This is a genomic window from Dokdonia sp. Dokd-P16 (assembly GCF_003095655.1).
GTDB lineage: Bacteria > Bacteroidota > Bacteroidia > Flavobacteriales > Flavobacteriaceae > Dokdonia.
Genome location: NZ_CP029151.1, coordinates 151,210 through 173,192, shown reverse-complemented (window position 1 = coordinate 173,192; position 21,983 = coordinate 151,210). Strand labels below are relative to the sequence as shown.

Genomic DNA, 21,983 nt, shown 5'->3' with positions numbered 1-21,983 from the left:
ACGAATATGCTATGGCGCGATAAATAGTGTGTATAGTAATGCACACCCAATGGCAATAGCAAAACTCAACATAGTACCTATCAATACATATTCTGTTTTTAGGTAGTCTCCATCTTTAAATCTCAAGATAGATTTTGCAGTAATCAAAAACCCTACAGCGCTGAACTGTCCTACGATGATAAGCACAAGTACTAGCGATCTTTCTGTGATACCTATGAGTCGGCCAGCGTTAGGTAAGTCTTGTGATTTCTCTGTAAACGATACAGAAAATAGATTGAAAATCTCTTTTATCACAATGTTTGCTGGCTTTGTACAAAGTAAAAACATAGCAATAAGGCATATTATTGGAAAGTATGTAGCATCTAATATAAGTGGTTGCCACCTCACAATATTTACATAAAGAATACTTGCTGCCACATAAGTGATGATGTGAAGTAACTGGTCGATAAAGAATGCACCTTTATGTAACCATTTGTTGTTAAGTAATTGAGGTTTTAAGCCGTCTATAATCCAGTGTATACCAGCTATTGCTATGGCCCAAGGAAGAAATCTGAAGTCAAGAGAGATGATAAAAGAACTTAAGAACACTGTGAGAATATGCCACTTGAGGTGTTTGCTTTTAAAGCCTTTTTTTGCCTTTGACTTTGCAGTTTTCTTAGATTGAAAGGTATAATCTGCTAGTAGATGACCTATGGTTTGTAGGGCGATGAGAGTTGCTATATCCATTACGAAATCTTGCTTAACGTGTGATTAAAATACCTGATGGCTTTGTCCATTCCATTCCATCCAGAGGCTGTGGAGTGCTGGTTAATAGAAGACTGGCTTACGCCTAATTTTTTTGCTATGACCTTCTCGCTATTACCCATGATTTTTAGAAATAAGACCTCGCTTTGTCTGCTAGTTGCTCGTGCTAGTAAGTGATCTAGTAATGAGATAATCGCATCTATGTTGAGGTTAAGTTCTTCATTTATAGAGCTAAAGAATAGCGTATTTTTTATAACCATACGCTCTTTATTATGAGTGCTTTCACTGCTTATGGCGCGACCACTCCTGTAGATAGCATCGCCATCTATAATATTTTCTGCTCTATTAAATCTATCTAGTCTGCCTAAACCCATAGCAAGGCGAATACTATAGGTTTGAAAAACTCTTGTTCTGTTATTTTCTACTTTTTCTTCTATTTCTAGAGACTTTATAAATGTTTTGATTGCCAGCGCTACGGCTAGTCCATTTTCGGGATCTGGAACTACACACTCAAGATAATCTCCTTTAATGAGTCTAGAGAACGTGTTATACTTAGTCTCTAGTTGCTGAAACAGCTGCAAGAGTTGTTGTTCGAGCGTTTTCTTTTCGTCCGTGCTTAAACTTGTATAGGCAATAAAATCACCAGAAATTACTATATGATTGGTATAATCCACCTTTTGAATACTTTAATATTCAAATATAAGCAAATATGCTTATAGAATACATTTATAAGTAAATAAGCTTATAGAGTGCATTTATAAGTGTATATGCTTATAAAGCCTATTTATAAGTGAATAAGCTTATAAATTTATTTTTCAATGTGTACGATTGTACCATCCTTAATCACCAGATGTATATCTTGTGTAGCGCTTATATCTAGTAGCGGGTTACTATTAAGCAACACTAAATCTGCTTTGTTACCTGGGGCTAACTGGTAGCCTTTCTTGTGTAAAAAATTTGCACCTTGATACATCGTTGCGATTGCATTTGCTGGAGTGATGCCAGCTTTTACCATTTCTTGTAACTCACCATGTAACGATGGTCCTGCGTAGATATATGAGTTGTAAGCGCCGCTATCTGATCCCGAAAGGAGATTAACTCCAGCTTTATCTAATGAAGCAACGAGTTTTAGAAAAAATTGCTGCAGCTCTTTTCTATCTTGCTTGGCTTTTGGGCTAGCATTCAATGCTCCTTTGTTCCTCCCTTCATAAGTGGCTATAAAATCTGCATCTAACGTTTTTAAATAGGCATCATCACTGTGATTTACCTCGTCCATATAACTTAGCACATCGCCTATGTATAAAGTAGGAGTGACGTAAACATTATTGCTTTTTAATTTCTCAAAAGTACTTAGCGCTGTTTCCTCATCATAGCTTGCTATAAGCTGTTCCATGCTTCCCCAAAACCCTAGCTTTCCATCTTTTATGTCTTGAGTGATCTCATTTTCACGAGAAGAGCATCCTTTCAAGATATAATAGAGGTGTTCAATATTATCGATTCCAGCAGCTACGGTTTCATCTAGTGTCACTGTAAAAGGCATGTGTCCAGAAGTGATCATTCCGCGCTCTTCGGCTTGTGTTATTATGGATAGGTAAGTCTCTCTAGCGATCGTACTATCATAGAGTTTTACATAATCAACGCCTAGTTGTTGCAAAGAATCTAGTGCTTTGCTTATCTCGTCATCTGTATTCACGCCTATAGAACCTGCCCAGCGAGCGTTTTTTCCATCTAGTTTGGGTCCAGATGTATAAATAGTAGGACCTATGCGCTTTTTATTTTTTATTTCTTCATTCCATTGCTGTACTTGAGTAGTGAGATCGCCACCAGCATCGCGCACGGTTGTAATTCCATATTTTATAAATTGTTCAAGAAATTTTTCATTCTGAGGAATAAGAGCTTCGCCTCCGCGAAAATGAGTATGATTATCCCAAAACCCAAGAAGTAAAAACTTACCACTACCGTCTATTACATTACCATCTTTGTCATCCAAAAGAGTGCTTATCTCTTCAATTTTATAAATCGAATCATTACTGAGATACACATTTTTATTACTACTTAGCGCTCCATTTTCGTCTATAATGGAGACATTGCTTATCTTGAGGTCATAAGCGGGCGTTGTGTCCTTAGGTTTACAACTTACTAGTAGTAAAAGTATCGCTAAGATTGAGTATATATACTTCATATAATTGATGGTATCTGTTTTAGTTGGTTTTACTGTTACGCTTTCGCGAAAGCGTAGTTCCTGAAAGCTAAGTCCTAAAATTACAAAATAGCCAACTATTAATAGGAGGGATGTCGCTCGCTCTAAATTATCAATTACATTGCGCTTTAAAGAAATACTATGAACTCCGAAAATCTCCAAATTATATCTGATATGTTGCTCATGGCAAAAGCAGATAATCACTTACATGAACGCGAGTATGATTTTATACTTATGGTTGCAAAACGCATGGGAATATCAAAAGATGAGGTTGATGCGCTTGTAAAAAGTCCTCAAGATAAGATGGTGTATAAGACAGAAATGCAACGCCTCACGCAGTTTCATAGGCTCTTATTGGTTATGAATGTAGACGAGGAAACTCAATTTGTTGAAATTGACACGCTACGCAATTACGGCTTAAAGCTAGGTATACGCGCAGAAGCAGTGCAGCAAATCCTAAGTGAAATGGGAGATTATGAGCATAAAATGATTCCTTCTCATCGTCTTGTTGAGATTTTTAGACGGTTTTATAATTAACCAAAAATTGACAAAAAGACAGTATTAAATACTGTAAATCTGTCAAAACGTCATAAAATTTACATTGGAACTGAATTTGCCTAACCCATAGCAAAATCAGTTAAACTTTAAATTTATAATTATGACTTTAGTTAGAAAAAATACAGCTCCATATTTACCATCAGTTTTTGAAGAATTATTAAATACTGACTGGCTAGGTGGAAGAACAAACACATTTGCAACTGCAACTCCTTCTGTAAATATTATAGAGAAGGACGATTCCTTTACGGTACAAGTAGCTGCTCCGGGTCTCAAGAAAGAAAACTTTAATATTCAGTTAGATAATGATTTGCTCACAATCTCTTCTGAAATTAAGAAAGATGAAGAGACTGTAGAAACTCAGAAATTTACGAGAAGAGAATTTAATTACACTTCGTTTAAGCGCTCGTTCAACTTACCTGAGTCTGTAAATACAGCAAAAATAACAGCCGAATATGTAGATGGAATTCTTGCAATAGGATTGCCTAAACGTGAGGAAGCACGTGTGCAGCCATCTCGATTAATCGAGATAGCATAACAATTTAAGTTGGTTAGTTTGAGATTGGGTTTCCGTAAGGAGACCCTTTCTTATTTATGCGAGTTCCTTAAGTTTATCTTGGTAGACCTTAATCTGATCTCTGAGCTTTGCAGCCTGCATAAAGTCTAGTTCTTTTGCAGCAGCTTCCATAGCCTTACGAGTGCTTCTTATTTTCTTTTCAATCTGTGGTTTTGTTTGATATTCTTGAGCATCTTCGGCAGCTAGGTTTACAAGCTCTTCGGCTTCTATTTTATAAGCTTCTTTTTGAGTCATTGCATTATCAAGCGATTTTTTAATTGCCATAGGGCTCAATCCGTGCTTGGTATTGTAGTCTATTTGTTTTTGCCTGCGGTAATTACTGTCATCTATGGTTTCTTGCATAGAGCGAGTAATTTTATCTGCATACATGATCGCCTTACCGTTAATATTACGGGCAGCACGACCTATCGTTTGTGTGAGCGATCTATTGCTACGTAAAAAACCTTCCTTATCTGCATCTAGAATAGCCACTAGAGAGACTTCCGGAAGATCCAGTCCTTCTCTTAATAAGTTCACTCCTACGAGTACGTCGTATAATCCTTTACGCAAATCTTGCATGATTTCTACACGTTCTAGCGTATCTACATCAGAGTGTATGTAGCGAGTTCTTATGTCTATTCTTGTGAGGTATTTTGTGAGTTCTTCTGCCATACGCTTGGTAAGTGTAGTGACTAGAATACGTTCATTACGGGCAGTAACTTTTGTGATTTCTTCTATAAGATCATCTATCTGGTTAAGGGATGGACGTACTTCTACAATAGGGTCTAGTAAGCCTGTAGGTCTAATGATTTGCTCTACATAGGCTCCTTCCGTTTTCTGTAATTCATAATCTGCTGGAGTTGCAGATACGTATATGACTTGGTTCTGCATTGCTTCCCATTCCTCAAATTTAAGAGGCCTGTTATCCATCGCTGCGGGGAGTCTAAAACCGTATTCAACTAGATTTTCTTTCCTACTTCTATCGCCACCATACATTGCACTTACTTGAGAAACTGTCACGTGACTTTCATCTACTACCATTAAATAGTCGTCTGGAAAAAAGTCTAATAAACAGAACGGTCTTGTGCCTGGCTCACGGCCATCAAGATATCTTGAGTAATTCTCTATACCTGAGCAATAGCCTAGTTCACGTATCATCTCAAGGTCAAAATTAGTGCGCTCATCAAGGCGTTTTGCTTCTAGGTGTTTGCCTACGCCTTCAAAAAAGCCAACTTGCTTCGTGAGATCTTCCCCTATTTGATTTATTGCTCCTTGCAGAACATCTTGCGAGGTTACAAACATATTTGCAGGGTAGATGCGTAACTGCGAGTACTTCTCTATCACCTCTGCAGACGTTGGGTCAAAAGCTTCAATCTCCTCAATCTCATCACCAAAGAAGTGAATCCTAAAAGCCATATCTGCATATCCAGGAAACACCTCTACGGTATCTCCTTTAATTCTAAAATTCCCATGATTAAACTCGCTCTCTGTTCTAGAATATAAACTTTGCACTAGCTTTTTAAGTAACATCGTGCGTGCAATGACCTGATCTTGCTTAATTTCAATAATATTTTTTTGAAATTCGGCAGGGTTTCCTATACCGTATAAGCAAGAAACAGAGGCTATCACAATCACATCACGTCTCCCTGAAAGTAGGGAAGTGGTGGTGCTCAATCGCATTTTTTCTATCTCCTCATTAATAGACAGATCTTTCTCAATATAAACTCCAGAGGAAGGAATAAACGCTTCTGGCTGGTAGTAATCATAGTAAGAAACAAAATACTCTACGGCATTATTTGGAAAAAATGCTTTGAACTCGCTGTATAATTGGGCAGCAAGAGTCTTGTTATGTGCAAGAACCAGTGTTGGTTTTTGCGTTTCTTGAATCACGTTTGCCACGGTAAATGTCTTTCCACTTCCGGTCACACCTAGTAGTGTTTGGTAAGCTTCGTTTGCGTTAACGCCATCTACTAGCGATTTAATAGCAGTGGGCTGATCGCCAGTAGGTTTAAAGGGTGATTCAAGTTTGAATTTCAAGAGCAGAATTTTTTATAAAATTACGAGTTTTTACGCTTTCGCGAAAGCGTGAGACTCCCAATGAAATGTTAGAAATAATGAAACCTAATCTATTTATAGAGAAAGTGCTTAGTGAACCTCGTCCAAAGCTTTCAAAAGAATCTCACAACCTTCCTTAATTTCATCCATTGAAATAGTAAGTGGCGGTGTGATTCTTATCGCAGTACTTTCAAAAAGTAGCCAGAATAAAATCAAACCGCGATCTTGGCACTTAAGGATAACTTCAGAAGCAATCTCTGCCGAAGGTGTCATGGCAGCAAGCATGAGGCCGCGGCCACGTATTTCTGTGATAAGCGGGTGAACTAATAATGATCTGATTAATTGTTCTTTTTCTAATGCTTCTTGCATTAGGTTGCTCTCGGTAATTTCTTGAAGTGTAGCCAGCGCTGCCGCTGCAATTACTGGATGACCGCCAAAAGTGGTGATATGACCAAGTTTTGGATTATCTGAAAGCAAAGACATGATCTCTCGTGAAGCAGTGAATGCGCCTATAGGCATACCGCCACCTAATCCTTTTCCAGTAACAAGAATATCTGGAGTCACATTATAATGCTCAAAACCGAAGAGTTTGCCAGTACGACCCATTCCTGGCTGAATTTCGTCCAAGATTAATAAAGCGCCAACTTCCTGACATCTTGCTTTAACTTTTGCTAGAAAATTATGAGTAGGTTCTATAAAACCAGCTCCACCTTGGATTGTTTCTAAAACGACACCAGCAGTTTTTTCTGTTATACGCTCAAGATAACGCTCGCAATTAAACTTAATAAAAGCGACATCACCTATCATAGGGCGGAAGGGCGCTGTGCGCTCCTCGTTACTCATCAAGCTTAACGCTCCATAGCTATTACCGTGATATGCATCTACGGCAGCAATTATTTCTGTTCTTCCTGTTGCACGTCTTGCGAGTTTTATAGCACCATCTATTGCCTCTGTGCCGCTATTTACGAGGTACGTGCTCTCTAGTGACTCAGGAAGATGTTGTGCAAGAAGTTTTGTGAGTTGTACGGCAGGAGATTGTGCATATTCTCCATAGACCATTACGTGTAGATATTTGTCTAGCTGATCTGTAATTGCTTTTTTTACTCTAGGGTGTTGATGTCCTAAGCTGCAAGCAGAAACTCCAGCGACAAAATCTAGATATTTTTTATCTGCAGTGTCATATATATAACTTCCTTTTGCACGTGCCACTTCCATCGCTAGTGGATGCGGAGTGGTTTGCGCTTGGTAGGTGAGGAAATCTGATTTCATATAATAGTAGATGACACTGGGAGATCTCAAATTTTCGCGAAAGCGAAATCAAAAACACGTTTTTCTAAAGAATAATAAGGGCTATGTTATCTCCCTTGCCTTCTTCCAGCACGGGCAGATGTGCGCTGTCCATACTGTTGTTTAGGTTGGTTACCCGCACGTTTCATATTCTCTTTCATCATTTTGAGTTGGTCACCTAGCATATTGTGCTTATCGTGAGACTCTGCTTCTTTCATAAGGACTTGTGCTTCTCGCTTGCGGTTCTTGCTCATTGCGATACCTGCAAGGCTAAGTTTTGCCATTGCAAGATCTGCGTCCATAGATAAACCTAGCTCTATAGCTTTTCTAAAATATTTTTCGGCAAGGCTCATATTAGTTTGTGATACCATTAATCCTTGCAGGTAATTGTAATATCCTTCTTGCTTTTTTACGAGTGCAGTGGTTGGGGTTTTGATTTTTTCAAGCCATTTCTGTGCTCCAGGAAAGTCTTGTTTACGTAGGCGTAAGAAGGCTAGGAGTATAATTTCGTTCTTAAAGTATAAGAATATAAATATTCCCATTAATAGTAAGAGCATGATGCCATTTCCTATTTCATTCTCAATAAACTGCCATACAGCAGCGGCCAGTGTGGCTAGGGCAAGAACAAGTTTGATATTTTTATTGAACATATATTGTATTTAGGTCGAATGATTTGTTATTTTTGCCTGACTCTGTGAGGCGATTGCAAAGGTATACAAAAGGAGATAAAATATTTTCATTTTTCCATTTGCAGAAGTAAAAACTTCTCGTATATTTGCGCCCAGCTTAGAGAGCTGTAATAAAAAGAAATTAAAGGCGGTCTTATAAAGACCTTAAAGAAGATACAAAATGAGCAAGAGAACGTTTCAGCCATCAAAAAGAAAAAGAAGAAACAAACACGGTTTTAGAGAGCGTATGGCTTCAGTAAACGGTCGTAAAGTTTTAGCACGTCGTCGTGCTAAAGGAAGAAAGAAAATCAGTGTATCTTCTGAAACTCGTCACAAAAAATAATGCATCTTTAAGATGTATATATAAGGTGTTGCTTTTTTTAAGTGACACCTTTTTTTATACCCTGTAAGTTCCTAATTTTAGAAAACATTAGAAAAAAAATTAAGTAAATGCCTAAAAATCAAAACTTAAAATCGATTCTACTTATAGGCTCAGGGCCTATAGTCATTGGTCAAGCGTGTGAATTTGATTATGCTGGATCTCAATCTCTACGTTCTTTACGAGAAGATGGTATTGAGACAATTCTTATCAATTCTAACCCTGCTACTATTATGACTGATCCGACAATGGCGGATCATGTTTATTTATTACCATTAAATACGAAGTCAATTGTTCAAATCTTAAAGGAACATCCTCAGATAGACGCTGTACTTCCTACAATGGGTGGACAAACTGCGCTTAACCTTTGTATCGAGGCAGATGAAAAAGGAATCTGGAAAGACTTTGGTGTAGAACTTATAGGGGTTGATATTGCTGCGATTAATATTACAGAAGATCGCGATCAGTTTAAAAACTTAATGCGCGACATAGGTATACCAATGGCACCACAAGCAAGTGCAAACTCGTTCTTGAAAGGAAAGGAGATTGCGCAAGAGTTTGGTTTTCCATTAGTAATACGATCTTCATTTACACTAGGTGGAGCAGGAGCTTCATTTGTATTTGAAGAAAAAGATTTTGATAAATTACTTTCACATGGTCTTGAAGCATCGCCAGTACACGAGGTAATGATAGATAAGGCTCTTTTAGGCTGGAAGGAATATGAGCTAGAATTATTACGTGATGCAAATGATAACGTAGTAATAATCTGTGCGATAGAGAATATGGATCCTATGGGAATCCACACTGGAGATTCTATAACAGTAGCTCCAGCGATGACACTTTCTGACGTGACTTATCAAAAAATGCGTGATATGGCTATCCATATGATGCGTAGTATAGGTGACTTTGCAGGAGGATGTAATGTACAATTTGCAATAAATCCAGATAATGAAGAGGAGATTATTGCAATTGAAATTAACCCACGTGTATCAAGATCATCTGCACTAGCATCTAAAGCAACTGGATATCCTATTGCAAAAATTGCAACTAAGCTAGCTATAGGTTACCACCTCGATGAGCTTGATAATCAAATTACAAAGTCTACATCGGCACTTTTTGAGCCTACATTAGATTATGTTATTGTAAAAATCCCACGTTGGAATTTTGATAAATTTGAAGGAAGTGATCGCACACTTGGCTTACAGATGAAATCTGTAGGAGAAGTGATGGGTATAGGTCGTTCTTTTCAAGAAGCATTACACAAAGCAACACAATCTCTTGAGATTAAGCGTAATGGATTAGGAGCAGATGGTAAGGGTTATAAAAGCTATGATCAGATTATAGAGAAGCTTACGTATGCGAGTTGGGATCGTGTATTTGTAATTTATGATGCCATCCAGATGGGTATTCCATTAAATCGTATTCATGAGATTACTAAAATTGACATGTGGTTCCTTAAACAATATGAGGAGATGCATGCAATGGAGAAAGAAATCTCTACCTATAAATTAGATACGCTTCCGCGAAATTTACTTATGGAAGCTAAGCAACAAGGTTTTGCAGATCGTCAGATTGCACATATGTTAGGATGCTTAGAAAGCGAAGTAACATTTAAACGCGACGAACTGCGTGTAAACCGAACGTTTAAGCTTGTAGATACTTGTGCAGCAGAGTTTGTTGCAAAAACTCCTTATTTCTATTCTACTTTTGAGAATGATGTAGAGCTTGCAGACGGAACATTAACTACTCACAATGAGAGTGTTGTTTCAGATAAGAAAAAGGTTATCGTATTAGGTTCTGGTCCTAACCGTATAGGTCAAGGAATAGAATTTGATTACTGCTGTGTACACGGTGTAATGGCAGCTGCAGAGTGTGGTTATGAAACAATCATGATTAACTGTAATCCTGAAACGGTGTCTACAGATTTTGATACGGCAGATAAACTTTACTTTGAACCTGTATTCTGGGAACATATTTATGACATCATTCGTCATGAGAAACCAGAAGGTGTAATTGTTCAACTAGGAGGGCAAACAGCTCTTAAGTTGGCTGAAAAGTTAGATCGTTACGGTATCAAAATATTAGGAACAAGCTATAAAGCACTTGATCTTGCCGAAGACCGTGGAAGTTTTTCTACACTTCTAAAAGATCTTAATATACCTTATCCAGAATTTGATGTTGCCGAAACAGCAGATGAAGCTCTAGCCGTAGCAGCAAAACTTGATTACCCTATTCTTGTAAGACCATCTTATGTATTAGGAGGGCAAGGAATGAAGATTGTAATAAATGACAATGAACTTGAGGAGCACGTAGTAGATTTACTTCGTAAAATCCCTAACAATAAATTATTATTAGATCATTACCTAGATGGAGCTATAGAGGCAGAGGCAGATGCTATATGTGACGGTGAAGATGTTTACATCATAGGTATTATGGAGCACATAGAACCGTGTGGTATCCATTCTGGAGACTCTAACGCAACATTACCTCCTTTTAACCTTGGAGATCTTGTAATGGAGCAAATAAAAGATCACACTAGAAAAATTGCACTAGCTCTTGATACGGTAGGTCTTATAAACATCCAGTTTGCTGTTAAAGATGATAAGGTGTTTATTATAGAGGCAAATCCTCGTGCATCTCGTACGGTTCCATTTATTGCTAAGGCTTACAAAGAACCTTATGTAAATTATGCAACTAAGGTAATGCTAGGAGCTAAAAAAGCAAAGGATTTTACTTTTAACCCGAAACTAGAAGGATATGCGATCAAGCAGCCAGTATTCTCTTTCAATAAATTTCCTAATGTGAATAAAAACTTAGGACCAGAAATGAAGAGTACTGGAGAAAGTATACTCTTTATTGACAACTTAAGAGATGATGCATTTTATGATCTATATGCTCGTAGAAAAATGTACTTGAGTAATTAAATATTACCTCATAATAATTTTGAAAAGCCTACTTGATTAAGTAGGCTTTTTTGTGCTAAACAGTTGGCTCAAATAAAACTAACAAGCTGTACATGAGAGTATAATGTTTACTTTCTTTGCTTAATATTGTTAAAAATTTTGCATTTTGACGTGCTATTGTAAGATAATTGTAGGTTTATTCTTTCAATGATAAGATTTTAAAAAAATCAATCTTATATTGTAAGAACAGACAATTAATTTTCCCCCCATTGATGATTAAAAAATTACTTTTATTGAGCTTCTTTTTCCTATCGGTAAGTGCGGTTGTTGCTCAAAATAACTATAAAAAGCTCGATAATGTAAGCCAAAATTCTCTTGCAGAAGCGGTATCTATTTATCCTAATCCTGCGATTGATAAAGTTCAAATCTCTAATGATTCTGATAGTAAACTTAAGGTCGAAATCTATAATATCTTAGGAGATTCCATGCTAAGTAAAAGCGTCACTGGAAATGATGATTACATTGATATAACAAGATTACAAGCGGGTATTTATATAGTTTCTTTTACAGATGGTAAACGCACTACTACAAAGAGGCTAGTTAAAAATTAGCACTAAAATCATACTCATAAAAAAAGCCGCAATTTGCGGCTTTTTTTATTGTCTATTAAAATGTGGTGATTGTTCTGGAATTACTTTTGTCACAAAGTATTTTGAATCTCCCCAAAAAGAAAATGTCCCAAATCGTTCTATATATTCTAGCTTCACATATTGCCCTTGATATTCATTAAGCGCTTCAATAGCTTCTTTTTCTTGATCTAATACTGAGAAACTAAATATTTGTGCGCCACTTATACCTTGACTTATCTCACCTTCCCAAGTTTTAAAAACCACTCCTTTATTTGAAAATTTTATAAGTTCTCCAGCGCGAGTTCCTTTACTATAAGGCACATAATATATAAATGCAAACCATCCCGCAGCCATAAGAAATATGGTAGTTAACACTACAAATAATATTTTTTTCATAATTGATTTATTCTATTAAAGTTATATCGTCATCACTTGCAATAGCGCGATTAACGATGTTTTCTGGAAGTTGCTTCTTTGCTTTTGCTCCCATTTTTTTCAATTTTTCAACTCTCGTAATTAGGTTTCCATTCCCTTCTACAAGTTTATTCATTGCTGCCGAATATCCTGTCTTAGCATCATCCATTTTTTTGCCTACAGCAGTTAAGTCGGTCACTAGGCCGTGAAATTTATCATATAATCCTCCGGCTTGCTTTGCAATCTCTAGTGCGTTCTGTTGTTGCTTCTCATTATTCCACATGGAATCGATGGTGCGCAATGTTGCTAACAGCGTGGATGGAGTAACAATCACAATGTTCTTCTCAAAAGTTTGATTATATAGTTGGTTATCATAGTTTATCGCAACCGCAAACGCTGGTTCAATAGGGATGAAAAGTAATACAAAATCTGGACTTTCAATCTGGTAAAGATCGTGGTAATTTTTATCACTTAGCTGTTGTATGTGACGTTTTAGAGCAGCTACATGATCTTTTAAATGTGCGTCACGTAAATGTAATTCTTCCTCATTTACAAAACGTTCATAAGCGCGAAGTGAGACTTTACTATCTACAATCATTTTCTTGTTATCAGGGAGGTGAATCACCACATCTGGTAATACTCTGTTACCTTCATCTGTTGTAAAGCTTTGTTGTATAAAATATTCTCTATCTTTTTCTAGACCAGATTTTTCTAGCACTCTTTCTAGTACAAGCTCTCCCCAGTTACCTTGCATCTTACTATCTCCTTTGAGTGCTTTGGTGAGATTATTTGCCTCCTTAGTCATTTGCTCATTGAGAGCGGTAAGACCTTTAATTTGCTCGTGCAAGGCAGAACTTCTGTGTATTGCCTCCTTATTGGTAGATTCTACTTTAAGTTCAAATTTTTCTATTTTTTCTTGAAGAGGTTTTAATATACTGTCAATATTCTTTTGATTCTGTAGCGTAAATTTATTCGACTTTTCATCGAGTATTTTACTAGCTATAATTTCAAAATCCTTGGTGAATTTTTCTTGTAATTGCTCTAGCTCGTTGGTCTTCTCATCCATGCGAAGTTTGAGATTCTCATAGGCAACATTACGTGCCGTAAGCTCATTTTGAAATTGATCTTTCTCTTCTCTTATGTAAGCTATTTGCTTGTCACTTTCGGCGCGTAGTGCATGAAGCTGATTACTGCTTTCTTGTCGAAGCGATGTGGTTTCTTGTTGCGCTTTCGCGAAAGCGGTCTTACCCTCAACTACCTTCTCTTGCTCATTGTGAAGGCGTTCTTGTAAACTTATAAGCTGTCCTTTCTTCTTAAGATTTGCAATATAAAACCCTAATAGTCCTCCTACGAGAATGCCCAAGGAACCAACGATAATAAGAAGAAGTGTGTTATCCATATAATTAAAGAGGTGATAAGAAATTTTGAAAATGGCTATTTACTAGAGTTAATCTATCTGAGTGTCTGGTAAATCCAATACGGCAGAAGTCTCGAGCGCATTACCAGCAATCCCTTTTATAGAGCCGAATAACGCCGAAATATTTTCTTGTACCACCCAAATTTGCTTCTCACGAGATGCCCATATTCTGTGCATCGCTTTTTTCTCAGAGTTGAGCTGATTAATCATACCGTCGTAGTTCTCTACAATGCGTTTTATGTTTTGGACAAACTCATTACTGGTAAGGTATCCATAAAGAAGCTCCATTTTGTCTCCTTTATTCTCGTCAGATGATTTTACAGATTGCGTTTTAATGAGCATTTCTCTCAGCACAAATGATACACTTTTTACCTCATGAAAGCCACAAATCCAGACACCATCTTTCTCCCCAAAACGATCCATATCGCTAGGGAACGTTTCGGTAACAATAACAGCAATATCTGCCTTACATTGTATTTGATCTTGCTTGAGTTTTTCTATCCAGTCATTTGAGAAATTCTTGGTACGCTTACTTTCATAAACGATAGAACCGCATTGTTGCTGGAGTCTATTCATCACGGTTTGAATACAGTCTGCACCACGTATTCCTTTACCTACCTCACTAATGTTATCAAAAGGGTAGGAGTGAGACAGTAGCTCCTCTAGTGCAAGTTCTTGGACTTCTCCTTGCATTTGCATACTTCCTTGCTCTGCCTTGCGCTTCATCTCGTCTATAAGCTTCTTTTGATCGTTCAGCTTTTTTTCAAATTCCTTTTCTTTAAGGAACATGGCTTCACGCTCTTTTGCTCGAGCTTTATCTTCTATTTCTTTTTGACTTTCAAGGAGCTGTTTTTGCATGGTGAGTTGTAACTCTTCGGCTTGTTCTTTTAGCTGATTTTCACGCTTGAGTAAATCTATTTCAGCCGACTTTAATGCGCGGTTTTCTTCCTTGCGCTTGTCGTTTTCTGACTGAAGTGATTTTAATTGTTGCTCAAAAGCTTCTTGAGTTGACTTTTCGATTTTCTCCTGCTCTTTAACTAGGCGCTGCTCTAATTTTGCCTTAAAAAGCTCATTCTCACGCTCTTTTTTTTCTTCAAAGAGTGCTACTTCCTTTTCAAGCTTTGCACGTTCTGCATTAAATTTTTCGGCTTGTTCGGCTACTTTACGTTCGTATTGCGCTTTAAACTGCGCCTGTAGTTTTCCTGATAACGCCTCTTCTACGTCAAAGTTGTGAGCACAATTAGGGCATTTTATTTTATCAGTCATCGATCTCTTTATTTTTGATAGTAATTCCTAATATTTGGAAATATGCTATAAAGATAGGAGAAGTGGTAAACATACACTCGATTTACCAGTTTGCTTTTTCAACAAAAACATGTGATGGGATATCGACAGAAAGATAGTGGCTTATGTTCTTTGTACTTTGAGAATAAAGAGATAAGGTATCTCCCGCGAGCTCTTGATATTGCGGATTATAGAGCTGTTTGCCATTTTTATTTGTAATATAGTTCCTCGTAGATAAGGTGTTGTAATTATAGTCATAATAGCCCTGGTCTGTTTTTTGAGCTCTTAGTGTATCTAGACTATTCAAGTCAAATGCATCAAAAACCGCTAGCCTGCCGTCTTTATAAAACTTCAAGTATTTTTTATAATTATAAGTAGTCACTGCGTTTACCTTATCTTCATCATACTTATAATAATGAGCGACAAGCTTATACAGTTTTGTGGTATCTATAATTTTATAAACTTCATTTGACGTTATTGGATCCTCTGCGTGTATTTTATTAATCTCGGCAACGTCTTTTATAGTATTGGTATACGTCGAGCAACTCGTAATGATTATTAGGAGTACTATACTTGTGTAAAAACGTTTCATTTTGATTATTTGAGAAAAAAGATACGCTTTTCTCTGTCAAACGCTACATGTTTAGAAGGAAACAATGTATCAAAAACTCCGTCGCTTATCAAGGTAGATGGTGTATCAAAGTGCGTTGTACCACTTTTCATGACTATCATTTTGTCACAGGCGTTTAGCGCATAAGGGATATCATGTGTGGAGAATAATATTGTTTTACCATGCGTATGGGCAATAGACGTAAGTAGTTTTAACAAAGAAGCCTTGTGATGTAGGTCTAAATGTGTCATAGGCTCATCAAGCAAAATTACGTCTGTGTTCTGAGCGAGCGCACGTGCTATTAAAACTCGCTGCAGCTGCCCATCACTAAGCTCGTAGCATTTTTTATCTTTGAGTGTGAAGGTCTCCGTATTTTTAAGAGCCTCGATAATTACTTTTCTATCGGTATCAGAAATGGTTCCTAACCAGTTGGTGTAGGGTTGTCTTCCTAAGGCTACAAGTTCGGCAACAGATAGATTTTTTGAGATAGGTTGGTTAGTAAGTACAACACTAAGTTGTTGTGCGAGTAGGGATGGAGTAATGTTTTTTATTTGCTTTCGCGAAAGCGTAACCTCACCACTCACAGCAGGTTGCAATCCTGATAATGTGCGGAGCAATGTGGACTTTCCTGCGCCGTTAATTCCCACAACACCTACGAGTTCTCCTTTGTTTATATCTAGGTTTATGTCGCTAGCAATGACAGTATTTACTGGCGATGCCAGATAGCCTATGGAAAGATCTCTAGTTTGTAAAATGCTATGTGAGCTCGGGTTATTCATCTAGAAAAGTAATTTCTTTTTGCGGACTAATAACCAAATTACAACAGGAGCTCCTACCATCGCAGAAATTGCGTTGATGGGAAGTGTAAATTCGCTAAAAGGTACTTGCGCAATTGTGTCACAAATAAGCATTAAAATAGCACCTCCCATAATTACCGCTGGTAATAATATAATGTGTCTTGTGGTTTTTATCACCTGACGAATAAGATGCGGTACTGCAAGCCCAATAAAAGCAATAGGACCTGCAAAGGCAGTAATACTACCGGCTAGCAGGCTAGTTGCGATGATAATAAGTAATCTTGAACGTGAGAATCTAGTTCCTAATGTTCTTGCATAGGCATCGCCAAGTAAAAAGCTATCAAGTGATTTTAGACTTGCGATGGATAAAATTAATCCTACGGCAAAGCAAAGTGCCAAAATTCCAACGCCACTCCAGGATAAATCACCAAGACTCCCGAAAGACCAAAAAACAAAACGCTGTAACTCCTCAGCTTTACTGAAGTAAGCGAGAACGCTCACTACGGCGCTAGTAAGGCTGCCTACCATAAGGCCTATAATGAGCAATGCCATGGTATCTTTTACACGTGTGGCAACTCCTATAACCATAAGTAATACTAGAAAACTACCTGCGCTGGCAGCGATTATAAGACCCCATTTTCCAGAAAGAAGTGCTGTAGAAAGTCCCAGAGCGGTACCTCCCAGAATATATAATGCAACCCCTAAACTTGCTCCACTACTAATACCTAATACAAAAGGACCAGCCAGCGGATTACGAAAAAGTGTTTGCATGAGCAATCCAGATACCGCAAGTCCAGATCCGGCAATAATTGCAGTGATAGTTTTAGGTAATCTGTAGTCTAAAATAATATATTCCCAAGAAGATTTTGAAACCTCAGAACCTACAAGGCTCGCAATAACATCCTTTATAGGTATAGCAACAGATCCTAGACTTAGATTTGCTAGTATACATACTATCAAAACAAGAGCAAGAATGAGAAAAGTAAGGCTGTAACTACTATTATTCATCTAGTGTGTCAAAAAATGTAAAGTCTTCTGTGATTATTTCTGGGTGTAAGATTTTTGCAAGATCTCGCAATACTAAATCAGGTCTGTTAGGTGCTAACTCGTAATATAACAATCCGCCAGTTTCTCCTTTATATTTTGCAAACGTGTAAACCTTCTTGTTTTTAAATGCGTCAAATTGAGCATAAGTGGGATTGTCACTCGCAAGCTTAGCATAACTAGTGTACTGTCCTGGTGCTATCCAGAAGTCAGCTTGCTGTCCTTTTTCTAACACAGATTCTATACTTAGTGCGATACTTCCAGCTCCTTCGGTCTCAGACCACAAGTAATTACCGCCAGCATCCTCAAGTACTTTTGCTTGCCAGCTGTCACCTTTAGGTAGATACCAGATATCTTTAAACATGCCGCCACTTAAAACTGTGGGCTTATTTTCTATATTGGCTATTTGCTCTTTTAGTAGGTTGTAGTTCGTTTTTATGTGATTAAAAATGCTATCTGCCTCTCGCTCTTTGCCATATAGTGCGCCAAAAAACTTTATCCATTCTGCTTTTCCTAACGGGTCTTTCTCTACCCAATCTCCATTATATAGTACAGGAATTCCAGCTCGTTCTACACTGTTAAGCGACTTGTTTTCTCCCTCTACACCAAAACTTATAATTACTTCTGGACGCAGCTCGATAGTGAGTTCTGTATTGAGTGATTCATTTTGCCCAAGGTCAATAATTTCTTTGTTTGCAATACGCTTTCGCGAAAGCGGACTAGAAATATAATCAAGATTAGGAAAGCCTTTTAAAGTCTTTGCTACACCTAGCATTTCTAACGAAGGAATATGTGTCGTAGAAGTAACGACAACAGTGTTTAACGGCGTTTTGAGAATTGCATCAACACCTTGTGATTTAAGCGTTTCTTCTAGTGTTTTAGACAGCTCTATATCTGTATTATTTCCAGAAGAATCTCTCGGTATTAGAGCATATTTAAACTCCTTTTGCGCTCCAGGAAATGCTTCTGTAACTGTAATAATTGTATGATTTGTGTATTGTTTTATAGAGAATCCGTTTGCATAATCTATAGACAAAGAAGTGCCTTGGCTTTCGTTGTTTTTAACCTTTTTTGATTTCTCTTTACATGAAATGAAAAGCGATAATATGCCAATTAGAAATAGGGTAGTATTCTTCATCTGTCAAAAGTAGCATTAAAATAATCAATGCGACAAGGGCTCATTTAAGTTTAGAAATTTGCGACTTGAGGTTGTGATTAGTTTTCAACTATTTATAGATAGACTGAAACATAGTTATGTATATTTGTGCCGAATTTTGGTTCTGATGTGTCACACGAGCACGGAGGATTAATAGGGAATTCCGTTAAAATCGGAAGCTGTTCCCGCAACTGTAAGCTAAGCCCGTTATGGGTTTGTTACTACTACAAAGCCACTGTCACAAGGTGTTGTGATGGGAAGGTGTAACAAAAGCAAGCCAGGAGACCTGCCACAATTCTTAATTAAAATCAAGCGACTCTCGGGTAAAGAGGCGGTAGATAATGAGACATATTTTTCTTTTTATTGCAGTGATGCTGTATGCACACGCATCTGTTGGACAGATAGATACACTTCAAGTTTTACCTGAAGTGATTTTGAGTGACATAAAGTTGCGAGAGCACAGCGTGGGGATTGCTATTCAAAAAATATCTGATAGTATATTACAGCAATCTAGAACATCTCTTACAGATGTTTTAAAGAATAATACAAGTATATACTTTAGAGAAAATGGTCCTGGTGGGGTTTCTTCGGCGTCTTTTAGAGGAACAAATGCTTCTCAAACAGCCGTGGTGTGGAATGGTATCAACATCAACAGTCAGCTCACAGGTCAAACTGATTTTAATACTATCTCCACCAATAATTATGACAATCTTGATGTACGTGCAGGTGGTGGTAGTATCATTTATGGATCAGGAGCAATAGGAGGGAGCGTCCACCTTAATAATGAAATCCAGTTCTACAAACGTGCTGAGACTACAATTTCTGCTGGTTACGGGAGTTTTGATACGCAGGTAGCACATGCCAAAACTCGATTTTCTACAGAGAAGTTATATGTCGATGTAGGAGCAGATTTCCAGCAGTCTGAAAATGATTTTGACTATCTGGATACAGATAACTTGTTCAATGCTAACGGTCAATACGAGAATCTAGATCTCAATCTCAATGCTGGCTACCTGTTATCAAGTGATGGAGATAATACTCAAATTTTAAAATTACACCATAACACATACGTAGGCGATCGTAATTTTTCTGGTACGCTTACCGCACCATCTAATGATGCTTATGAGGATTGCAACACGAGAACCTTAGTAAGTTGGGAAAATCTAAGCAAGCGATATGATGGAATCTTGAGACTAGCTCATATTTACGAGCAATTCAGATATTTTGCAAACAATGAGTCAGACCTCAATGACTTAGGAAAAGCCACGCGCTATCTAGCAAATTATGAGGGGACTTTAAAAATAGATCCATCCAAGAGGTTTACTTTTTTGGGAGAAATAAACACCATTTCGGCAGCGGGAGCTTCTATTGAGAAAGCATCTAGAACGAGTGCATCTGCTGTTGCATTGTGGAAACACCAATTGCTGTCGGCATTAAGTTATGAAATACAGGTAAGGCAGGAAGTTGTTGAAGATTATAGTAGTCCATTCTTACTAGGGGTTGGTTTGGATTACGCTTTCGCGAAAGCGTATAAATTTTCATTCAACGCTTCCCGCAATTACCGTATACCTACATTTAATGACACCTACTGGGCAGGATCTGGGGCTAGAGGGAATCCAGATATTCAACCAGAAACTAGTAAACAAGCCGAGTTAGGGGTTTCTAGAAGCAAGAACAACATCACCTTAGGTTTGCGAGGTTTTTATATAGATACGGACGATCTCATTAAGTGGCAACCCAATAGTGCGGGAATATGGAGTCCAGTAAACATTGAAGATACGGAGCATTATGGTGCTGAATTTTCTTTTAATATAGATAAGAAAATAGGACAGCATCGTCTTGCAGCAAGCGCAGCATACGCCTATACAATTGCAGAGAATGTAGAAACTAATAAGCAACTTATTTATGTTCCTAAAAATAAAGGAACTGCGGGAGTGAGTTATAATTATAGTTGGCTTAGTTCATATGTGCAGGGTATTTATAATGGAAGTGTATTTACTACAACAGATAATACTTCAACAGTGGCAGAGTCTTTTGTTGCAAATGCAGGCATAAGTGCAGAGCTTTTTAAGAATGGAAATCATAAGATGACCTTGTCTACCCAATTAAATAATGTCTTGAATACAAATTACCAGACGGTCGCTTTTAGACCTAATCCTGGCCGCAACTTTTTAATACAAACAACGTACACTTTTTAAACACAATTATGAAAAAAACAATTTATTTATTATCCGTACTATCGCTATTTGCTTTCTCTTGTGAAAGTGATGATGACTTCACAGAGCCGATTATAGAAGTAGAAGTAGAAGATGAGGCCTACGAGAATGGATTTTTAGTGACTAATCAAGGACCTTTTAATAATGGTTTTGGAACAGTCTCGTTTATCGACGAAGGATTAACTACTTCAGAAAATAATATTTATCAAACGGTAAATGATGATAACCTAGGTAACATTGTACAATCAATAGGGTTTACAGAGGATAATGCTTATGTGGTTGCAAATATTGGGAATAGACTAACGATAGTAGACAGATTTACATTTGAGGAAGTAGCTCGTATAGAGACTGGTTTATCTAATCCAAGATTTTTTACAAGTGCAAACGGGAAAGGATATTTGACTAACTGGGGAGATGGAGCAGATGCTACAGATGATTATATCGCAGTTATAGATCTTAGCACTAATACAGTTACAAATACTATCGCAGTAGAAGAAGGACCTGAGGAAATCCTTTACAACGGGACTTATCTTTATGTTACAAACCAAGGTGGTTTTGGCGTAAATGACATTGTTACGGTAATTGATCCTGCTACAGATACTGTGGTAACAACAATACCAGTAGGTGATGCGCCTAATGGATTAGAGTTAGATAGCTCAGGGAATTTATGGGTGCTTGCCGGTGGTTCACCATCATTTACAGGTACTGAGACTGCAGGGAGTTTATCTGTAATCAATACAACTACCAATACTGTATCTGCTTCATTTGATTTTGGAGTGACAGATCACCCTAACTATATTAATATAGAAGGCCAGAACCTTTATTACTATTTAAATGGGGAGGTTTTTGTTTCTTCTACTACAGATTTTGAAATACCTACGACTCCAGAATTAACAGGATTATCTTTATTTAATATGATTGTACGAGGAGATACTTTATTAGGTACAAATGCAGGAGATTTTGCAAGCAACGGTTCGGTTGAAGTTTATAATGTTTCAACAGGAGAGTTAATTAATACACTTACAGTTGGTGTCATACCTGAAAACATTTATTTTAATGAGTAGTATTC

General features: G+C 37.4%; 20 protein-coding genes and 1 riboswitch. Of the genes, 7 read left to right on the top strand and 13 right to left on the bottom strand.

Annotated elements, in window-relative coordinates; translation table 11 throughout:
- Window positions 1-9 precede the first annotated feature (9 nt).
- The 3 genes from DCS32_RS00740 to DCS32_RS00730 form a co-directional block, all read right to left on the bottom strand.
- A complete protein-coding gene (locus DCS32_RS00740; RefSeq protein ID WP_108876561.1) occupies window positions 10-726 on the bottom strand; it encodes a DUF3307 domain-containing protein in 717 nt (238 codons plus the stop codon).
- The gene (locus DCS32_RS00735) at window positions 726-1,418 is read right to left on the bottom strand and encodes a fumarate hydratase (protein WP_108876560.1); all 693 of its coding nucleotides are present in this window, start codon (window positions 1,416-1,418) and stop codon (window positions 726-728) included. The genes DCS32_RS00740 and DCS32_RS00735 overlap by 1 nt, the downstream gene beginning before the upstream one ends.
- A gap of 134 nt (window positions 1,419-1,552) precedes the next feature.
- A complete protein-coding gene (locus DCS32_RS00730) occupies window positions 1,553-2,926 on the bottom strand; it encodes an amidohydrolase family protein (RefSeq protein ID WP_108879210.1) in 1,374 nt (457 codons plus the stop codon).
- 159 nt (window positions 2,927-3,085) lie between these two features.
- On the opposite strand from DCS32_RS00730, the gene DCS32_RS00725 reads away from it, so the two are divergent.
- Together DCS32_RS00725 and DCS32_RS00720 are read left to right on the top strand one after the other, a co-directional pair.
- On the top strand, window positions 3,086-3,481 hold the full coding sequence (locus tag DCS32_RS00725; protein WP_108876559.1) for a hypothetical protein: 396 nt from the start codon (window positions 3,086-3,088) through the stop codon (window positions 3,479-3,481).
- Window positions 3,482-3,602: 121 nt separating this feature from the next.
- Entirely contained in the window at window positions 3,603-4,037 is a 435-nt protein-coding gene (locus DCS32_RS00720) for an Hsp20/alpha crystallin family protein (RefSeq protein ID WP_108876558.1), read from the top strand.
- Window positions 4,038-4,091: 54 nt separating this feature from the next.
- Here DCS32_RS00720 and uvrB read toward each other — a convergent pair whose 3' ends face one another.
- From uvrB to DCS32_RS00705, 3 genes are all read right to left on the bottom strand, one after another.
- On the bottom strand, window positions 4,092-6,092 hold the full coding sequence (gene uvrB, locus DCS32_RS00715) for an excinuclease ABC subunit UvrB (RefSeq protein ID WP_108876557.1): 2,001 nt from the start codon (window positions 6,090-6,092) through the stop codon (window positions 4,092-4,094).
- Between the two features lie 108 nt (window positions 6,093-6,200).
- Entirely contained in the window at window positions 6,201-7,379 is a 1,179-nt protein-coding gene (locus DCS32_RS00710; protein ID WP_108876556.1) for an aspartate aminotransferase family protein, read from the bottom strand.
- 86 nt (window positions 7,380-7,465) lie between these two features.
- Window positions 7,466-8,047: a hypothetical protein gene (locus tag DCS32_RS00705; protein WP_108876555.1), complete on the bottom strand. Its 582-nt coding sequence runs from the start codon at window positions 8,045-8,047 to the stop codon at window positions 7,466-7,468.
- 199 nt (window positions 8,048-8,246) lie between these two features.
- Here DCS32_RS00705 and rpmH point away from each other — a divergent pair, with 199 nt between their 5' ends.
- The 3 genes from rpmH (at window position 8,247) to DCS32_RS00690 (ending at window position 11,958) form a co-directional block, all read left to right on the top strand.
- Window positions 8,247-8,408, top strand: coding sequence for a 50S ribosomal protein L34 (gene rpmH / locus DCS32_RS00700; protein WP_013751688.1), 162 nt, complete (start codon window positions 8,247-8,249; stop codon window positions 8,406-8,408).
- A gap of 107 nt (window positions 8,409-8,515) precedes the next feature.
- Window positions 8,516-11,368: a carbamoyl-phosphate synthase large subunit gene (carB, locus tag DCS32_RS00695; RefSeq protein WP_108876554.1), complete on the top strand. Its 2,853-nt coding sequence runs from the start codon at window positions 8,516-8,518 to the stop codon at window positions 11,366-11,368.
- A 251-nt stretch (window positions 11,369-11,619) separates the two neighbouring features.
- The gene (locus DCS32_RS00690; protein ID WP_108876553.1) at window positions 11,620-11,958 is read left to right on the top strand and encodes a T9SS type A sorting domain-containing protein; all 339 of its coding nucleotides are present in this window, start codon (window positions 11,620-11,622) and stop codon (window positions 11,956-11,958) included.
- A 45-nt stretch (window positions 11,959-12,003) separates the two neighbouring features.
- Here DCS32_RS00690 and DCS32_RS00685 read toward each other — a convergent pair whose 3' ends face one another.
- The 7 genes from DCS32_RS00685 to DCS32_RS00655 all read right to left on the bottom strand — a co-directional run bounded on the left by DCS32_RS00685 (window position 12,004) and on the right by DCS32_RS00655 (window position 18,680).
- The gene (locus DCS32_RS00685; protein WP_013751691.1) at window positions 12,004-12,372 is read right to left on the bottom strand and encodes a hypothetical protein; all 369 of its coding nucleotides are present in this window, start codon (window positions 12,370-12,372) and stop codon (window positions 12,004-12,006) included.
- Between the two features lie 7 nt (window positions 12,373-12,379).
- Entirely contained in the window at window positions 12,380-13,789 is a 1,410-nt protein-coding gene (gene rmuC / locus DCS32_RS00680; RefSeq protein ID WP_108876552.1) for a DNA recombination protein RmuC, read from the bottom strand.
- Window positions 13,790-13,837: 48 nt separating this feature from the next.
- Window positions 13,838-15,073 (bottom strand): DUF2130 domain-containing protein, encoded by a 1,236-nt coding sequence (locus DCS32_RS00675; protein ID WP_108876551.1) that lies wholly within the window; start codon window positions 15,071-15,073, stop codon window positions 13,838-13,840.
- Between the two features lie 82 nt (window positions 15,074-15,155).
- Window positions 15,156-15,683, bottom strand: coding sequence for a hypothetical protein (locus DCS32_RS00670; RefSeq protein ID WP_108876550.1), 528 nt, complete (start codon window positions 15,681-15,683; stop codon window positions 15,156-15,158).
- Between the two features lie 5 nt (window positions 15,684-15,688).
- On the bottom strand, window positions 15,689-16,480 hold the full coding sequence (locus DCS32_RS00665) for an ABC transporter ATP-binding protein (protein WP_108876549.1): 792 nt from the start codon (window positions 16,478-16,480) through the stop codon (window positions 15,689-15,691).
- A complete protein-coding gene (locus DCS32_RS00660) occupies window positions 16,481-17,506 on the bottom strand; it encodes an iron ABC transporter permease (RefSeq protein WP_108876548.1) in 1,026 nt (341 codons plus the stop codon).
- Window positions 17,499-18,680: an ABC transporter substrate-binding protein gene (locus DCS32_RS00655; RefSeq protein WP_108876547.1), complete on the bottom strand. Its 1,182-nt coding sequence runs from the start codon at window positions 18,678-18,680 to the stop codon at window positions 17,499-17,501. Before DCS32_RS00655 ends, DCS32_RS00660 begins: the two co-directional genes overlap by 8 nt.
- Before the next feature lie 120 nt (window positions 18,681-18,800).
- A riboswitch (cobalamin riboswitch) is annotated at window positions 18,801-19,007 on the top strand.
- Window positions 19,008-19,039: 32 nt separating this feature from the next.
- On the opposite strand from DCS32_RS00655, the gene DCS32_RS00650 reads away from it, so the two are divergent.
- Both DCS32_RS00650 and DCS32_RS00645 read left to right on the top strand, forming a co-directional pair.
- The gene (locus tag DCS32_RS00650; RefSeq protein ID WP_108876546.1) at window positions 19,040-20,896 is read left to right on the top strand and encodes a TonB-dependent receptor; all 1,857 of its coding nucleotides are present in this window, start codon (window positions 19,040-19,042) and stop codon (window positions 20,894-20,896) included.
- Between the two features lie 8 nt (window positions 20,897-20,904).
- Window positions 20,905-21,978, top strand: a complete 1,074-nt coding sequence (locus tag DCS32_RS00645) for a YncE family protein (RefSeq protein ID WP_108876545.1) — start codon at window positions 20,905-20,907, stop codon at window positions 21,976-21,978.
- Window positions 21,979-21,983: the final 5 nt, after the last annotated feature.

Bases quoted from the DNA above. Each gene is read 5' to 3' on its own strand.
- DCS32_RS00675 (WP_108876551.1), bottom strand. From the start codon at position 15,073: ATGACTGATAAAATAAAATGCCCTAATTGTGCTCACAACTTTGACGTA.
- DCS32_RS00670 (WP_108876550.1), bottom strand. From the start codon at position 15,683: ATGAAACGTTTTTACACAAGTATAGTACTCCTAATAATCATTACGAGT.
- DCS32_RS00690 (WP_108876553.1), top strand. From the start codon at position 11,620: ATGATTAAAAAATTACTTTTATTGAGCTTCTTTTTCCTATCGGTAAGT.
- DCS32_RS00730 (WP_108879210.1), bottom strand. From the start codon at position 2,926: ATGAAGTATATATACTCAATCTTAGCGATACTTTTACTACTAGTAAGT.
- DCS32_RS00740 (WP_108876561.1), bottom strand. From the start codon at position 726: ATGGATATAGCAACTCTCATCGCCCTACAAACCATAGGTCATCTACTA.
- rpmH (WP_013751688.1), top strand. From the start codon at position 8,247: ATGAGCAAGAGAACGTTTCAGCCATCAAAAAGAAAAAGAAGAAACAAA.
- DCS32_RS00685 (WP_013751691.1), bottom strand. From the start codon at position 12,372: ATGAAAAAAATATTATTTGTAGTGTTAACTACCATATTTCTTATGGCT.
- DCS32_RS00660 (WP_108876548.1), bottom strand. From the start codon at position 17,506: ATGAATAATAGTAGTTACAGCCTTACTTTTCTCATTCTTGCTCTTGTT.
- DCS32_RS00705 (WP_108876555.1), bottom strand. From the start codon at position 8,047: ATGTTCAATAAAAATATCAAACTTGTTCTTGCCCTAGCCACACTGGCC.
- DCS32_RS00725 (WP_108876559.1), top strand. From the start codon at position 3,086: ATGAACTCCGAAAATCTCCAAATTATATCTGATATGTTGCTCATGGCA.
- DCS32_RS00665 (WP_108876549.1), bottom strand. From the start codon at position 16,480: ATGAATAACCCGAGCTCACATAGCATTTTACAAACTAGAGATCTTTCC.
- carB (WP_108876554.1), top strand. From the start codon at position 8,516: ATGCCTAAAAATCAAAACTTAAAATCGATTCTACTTATAGGCTCAGGG.
- DCS32_RS00720 (WP_108876558.1), top strand. From the start codon at position 3,603: ATGACTTTAGTTAGAAAAAATACAGCTCCATATTTACCATCAGTTTTT.
- DCS32_RS00710 (WP_108876556.1), bottom strand. From the start codon at position 7,379: ATGAAATCAGATTTCCTCACCTACCAAGCGCAAACCACTCCGCATCCA.
- DCS32_RS00650 (WP_108876546.1), top strand. From the start codon at position 19,040: ATGAGACATATTTTTCTTTTTATTGCAGTGATGCTGTATGCACACGCA.
- rmuC (WP_108876552.1), bottom strand. From the start codon at position 13,789: ATGGATAACACACTTCTTCTTATTATCGTTGGTTCCTTGGGCATTCTC.
- DCS32_RS00655 (WP_108876547.1), bottom strand. From the start codon at position 18,680: ATGAAGAATACTACCCTATTTCTAATTGGCATATTATCGCTTTTCATT.
- DCS32_RS00645 (WP_108876545.1), top strand. From the start codon at position 20,905: ATGAAAAAAACAATTTATTTATTATCCGTACTATCGCTATTTGCTTTC.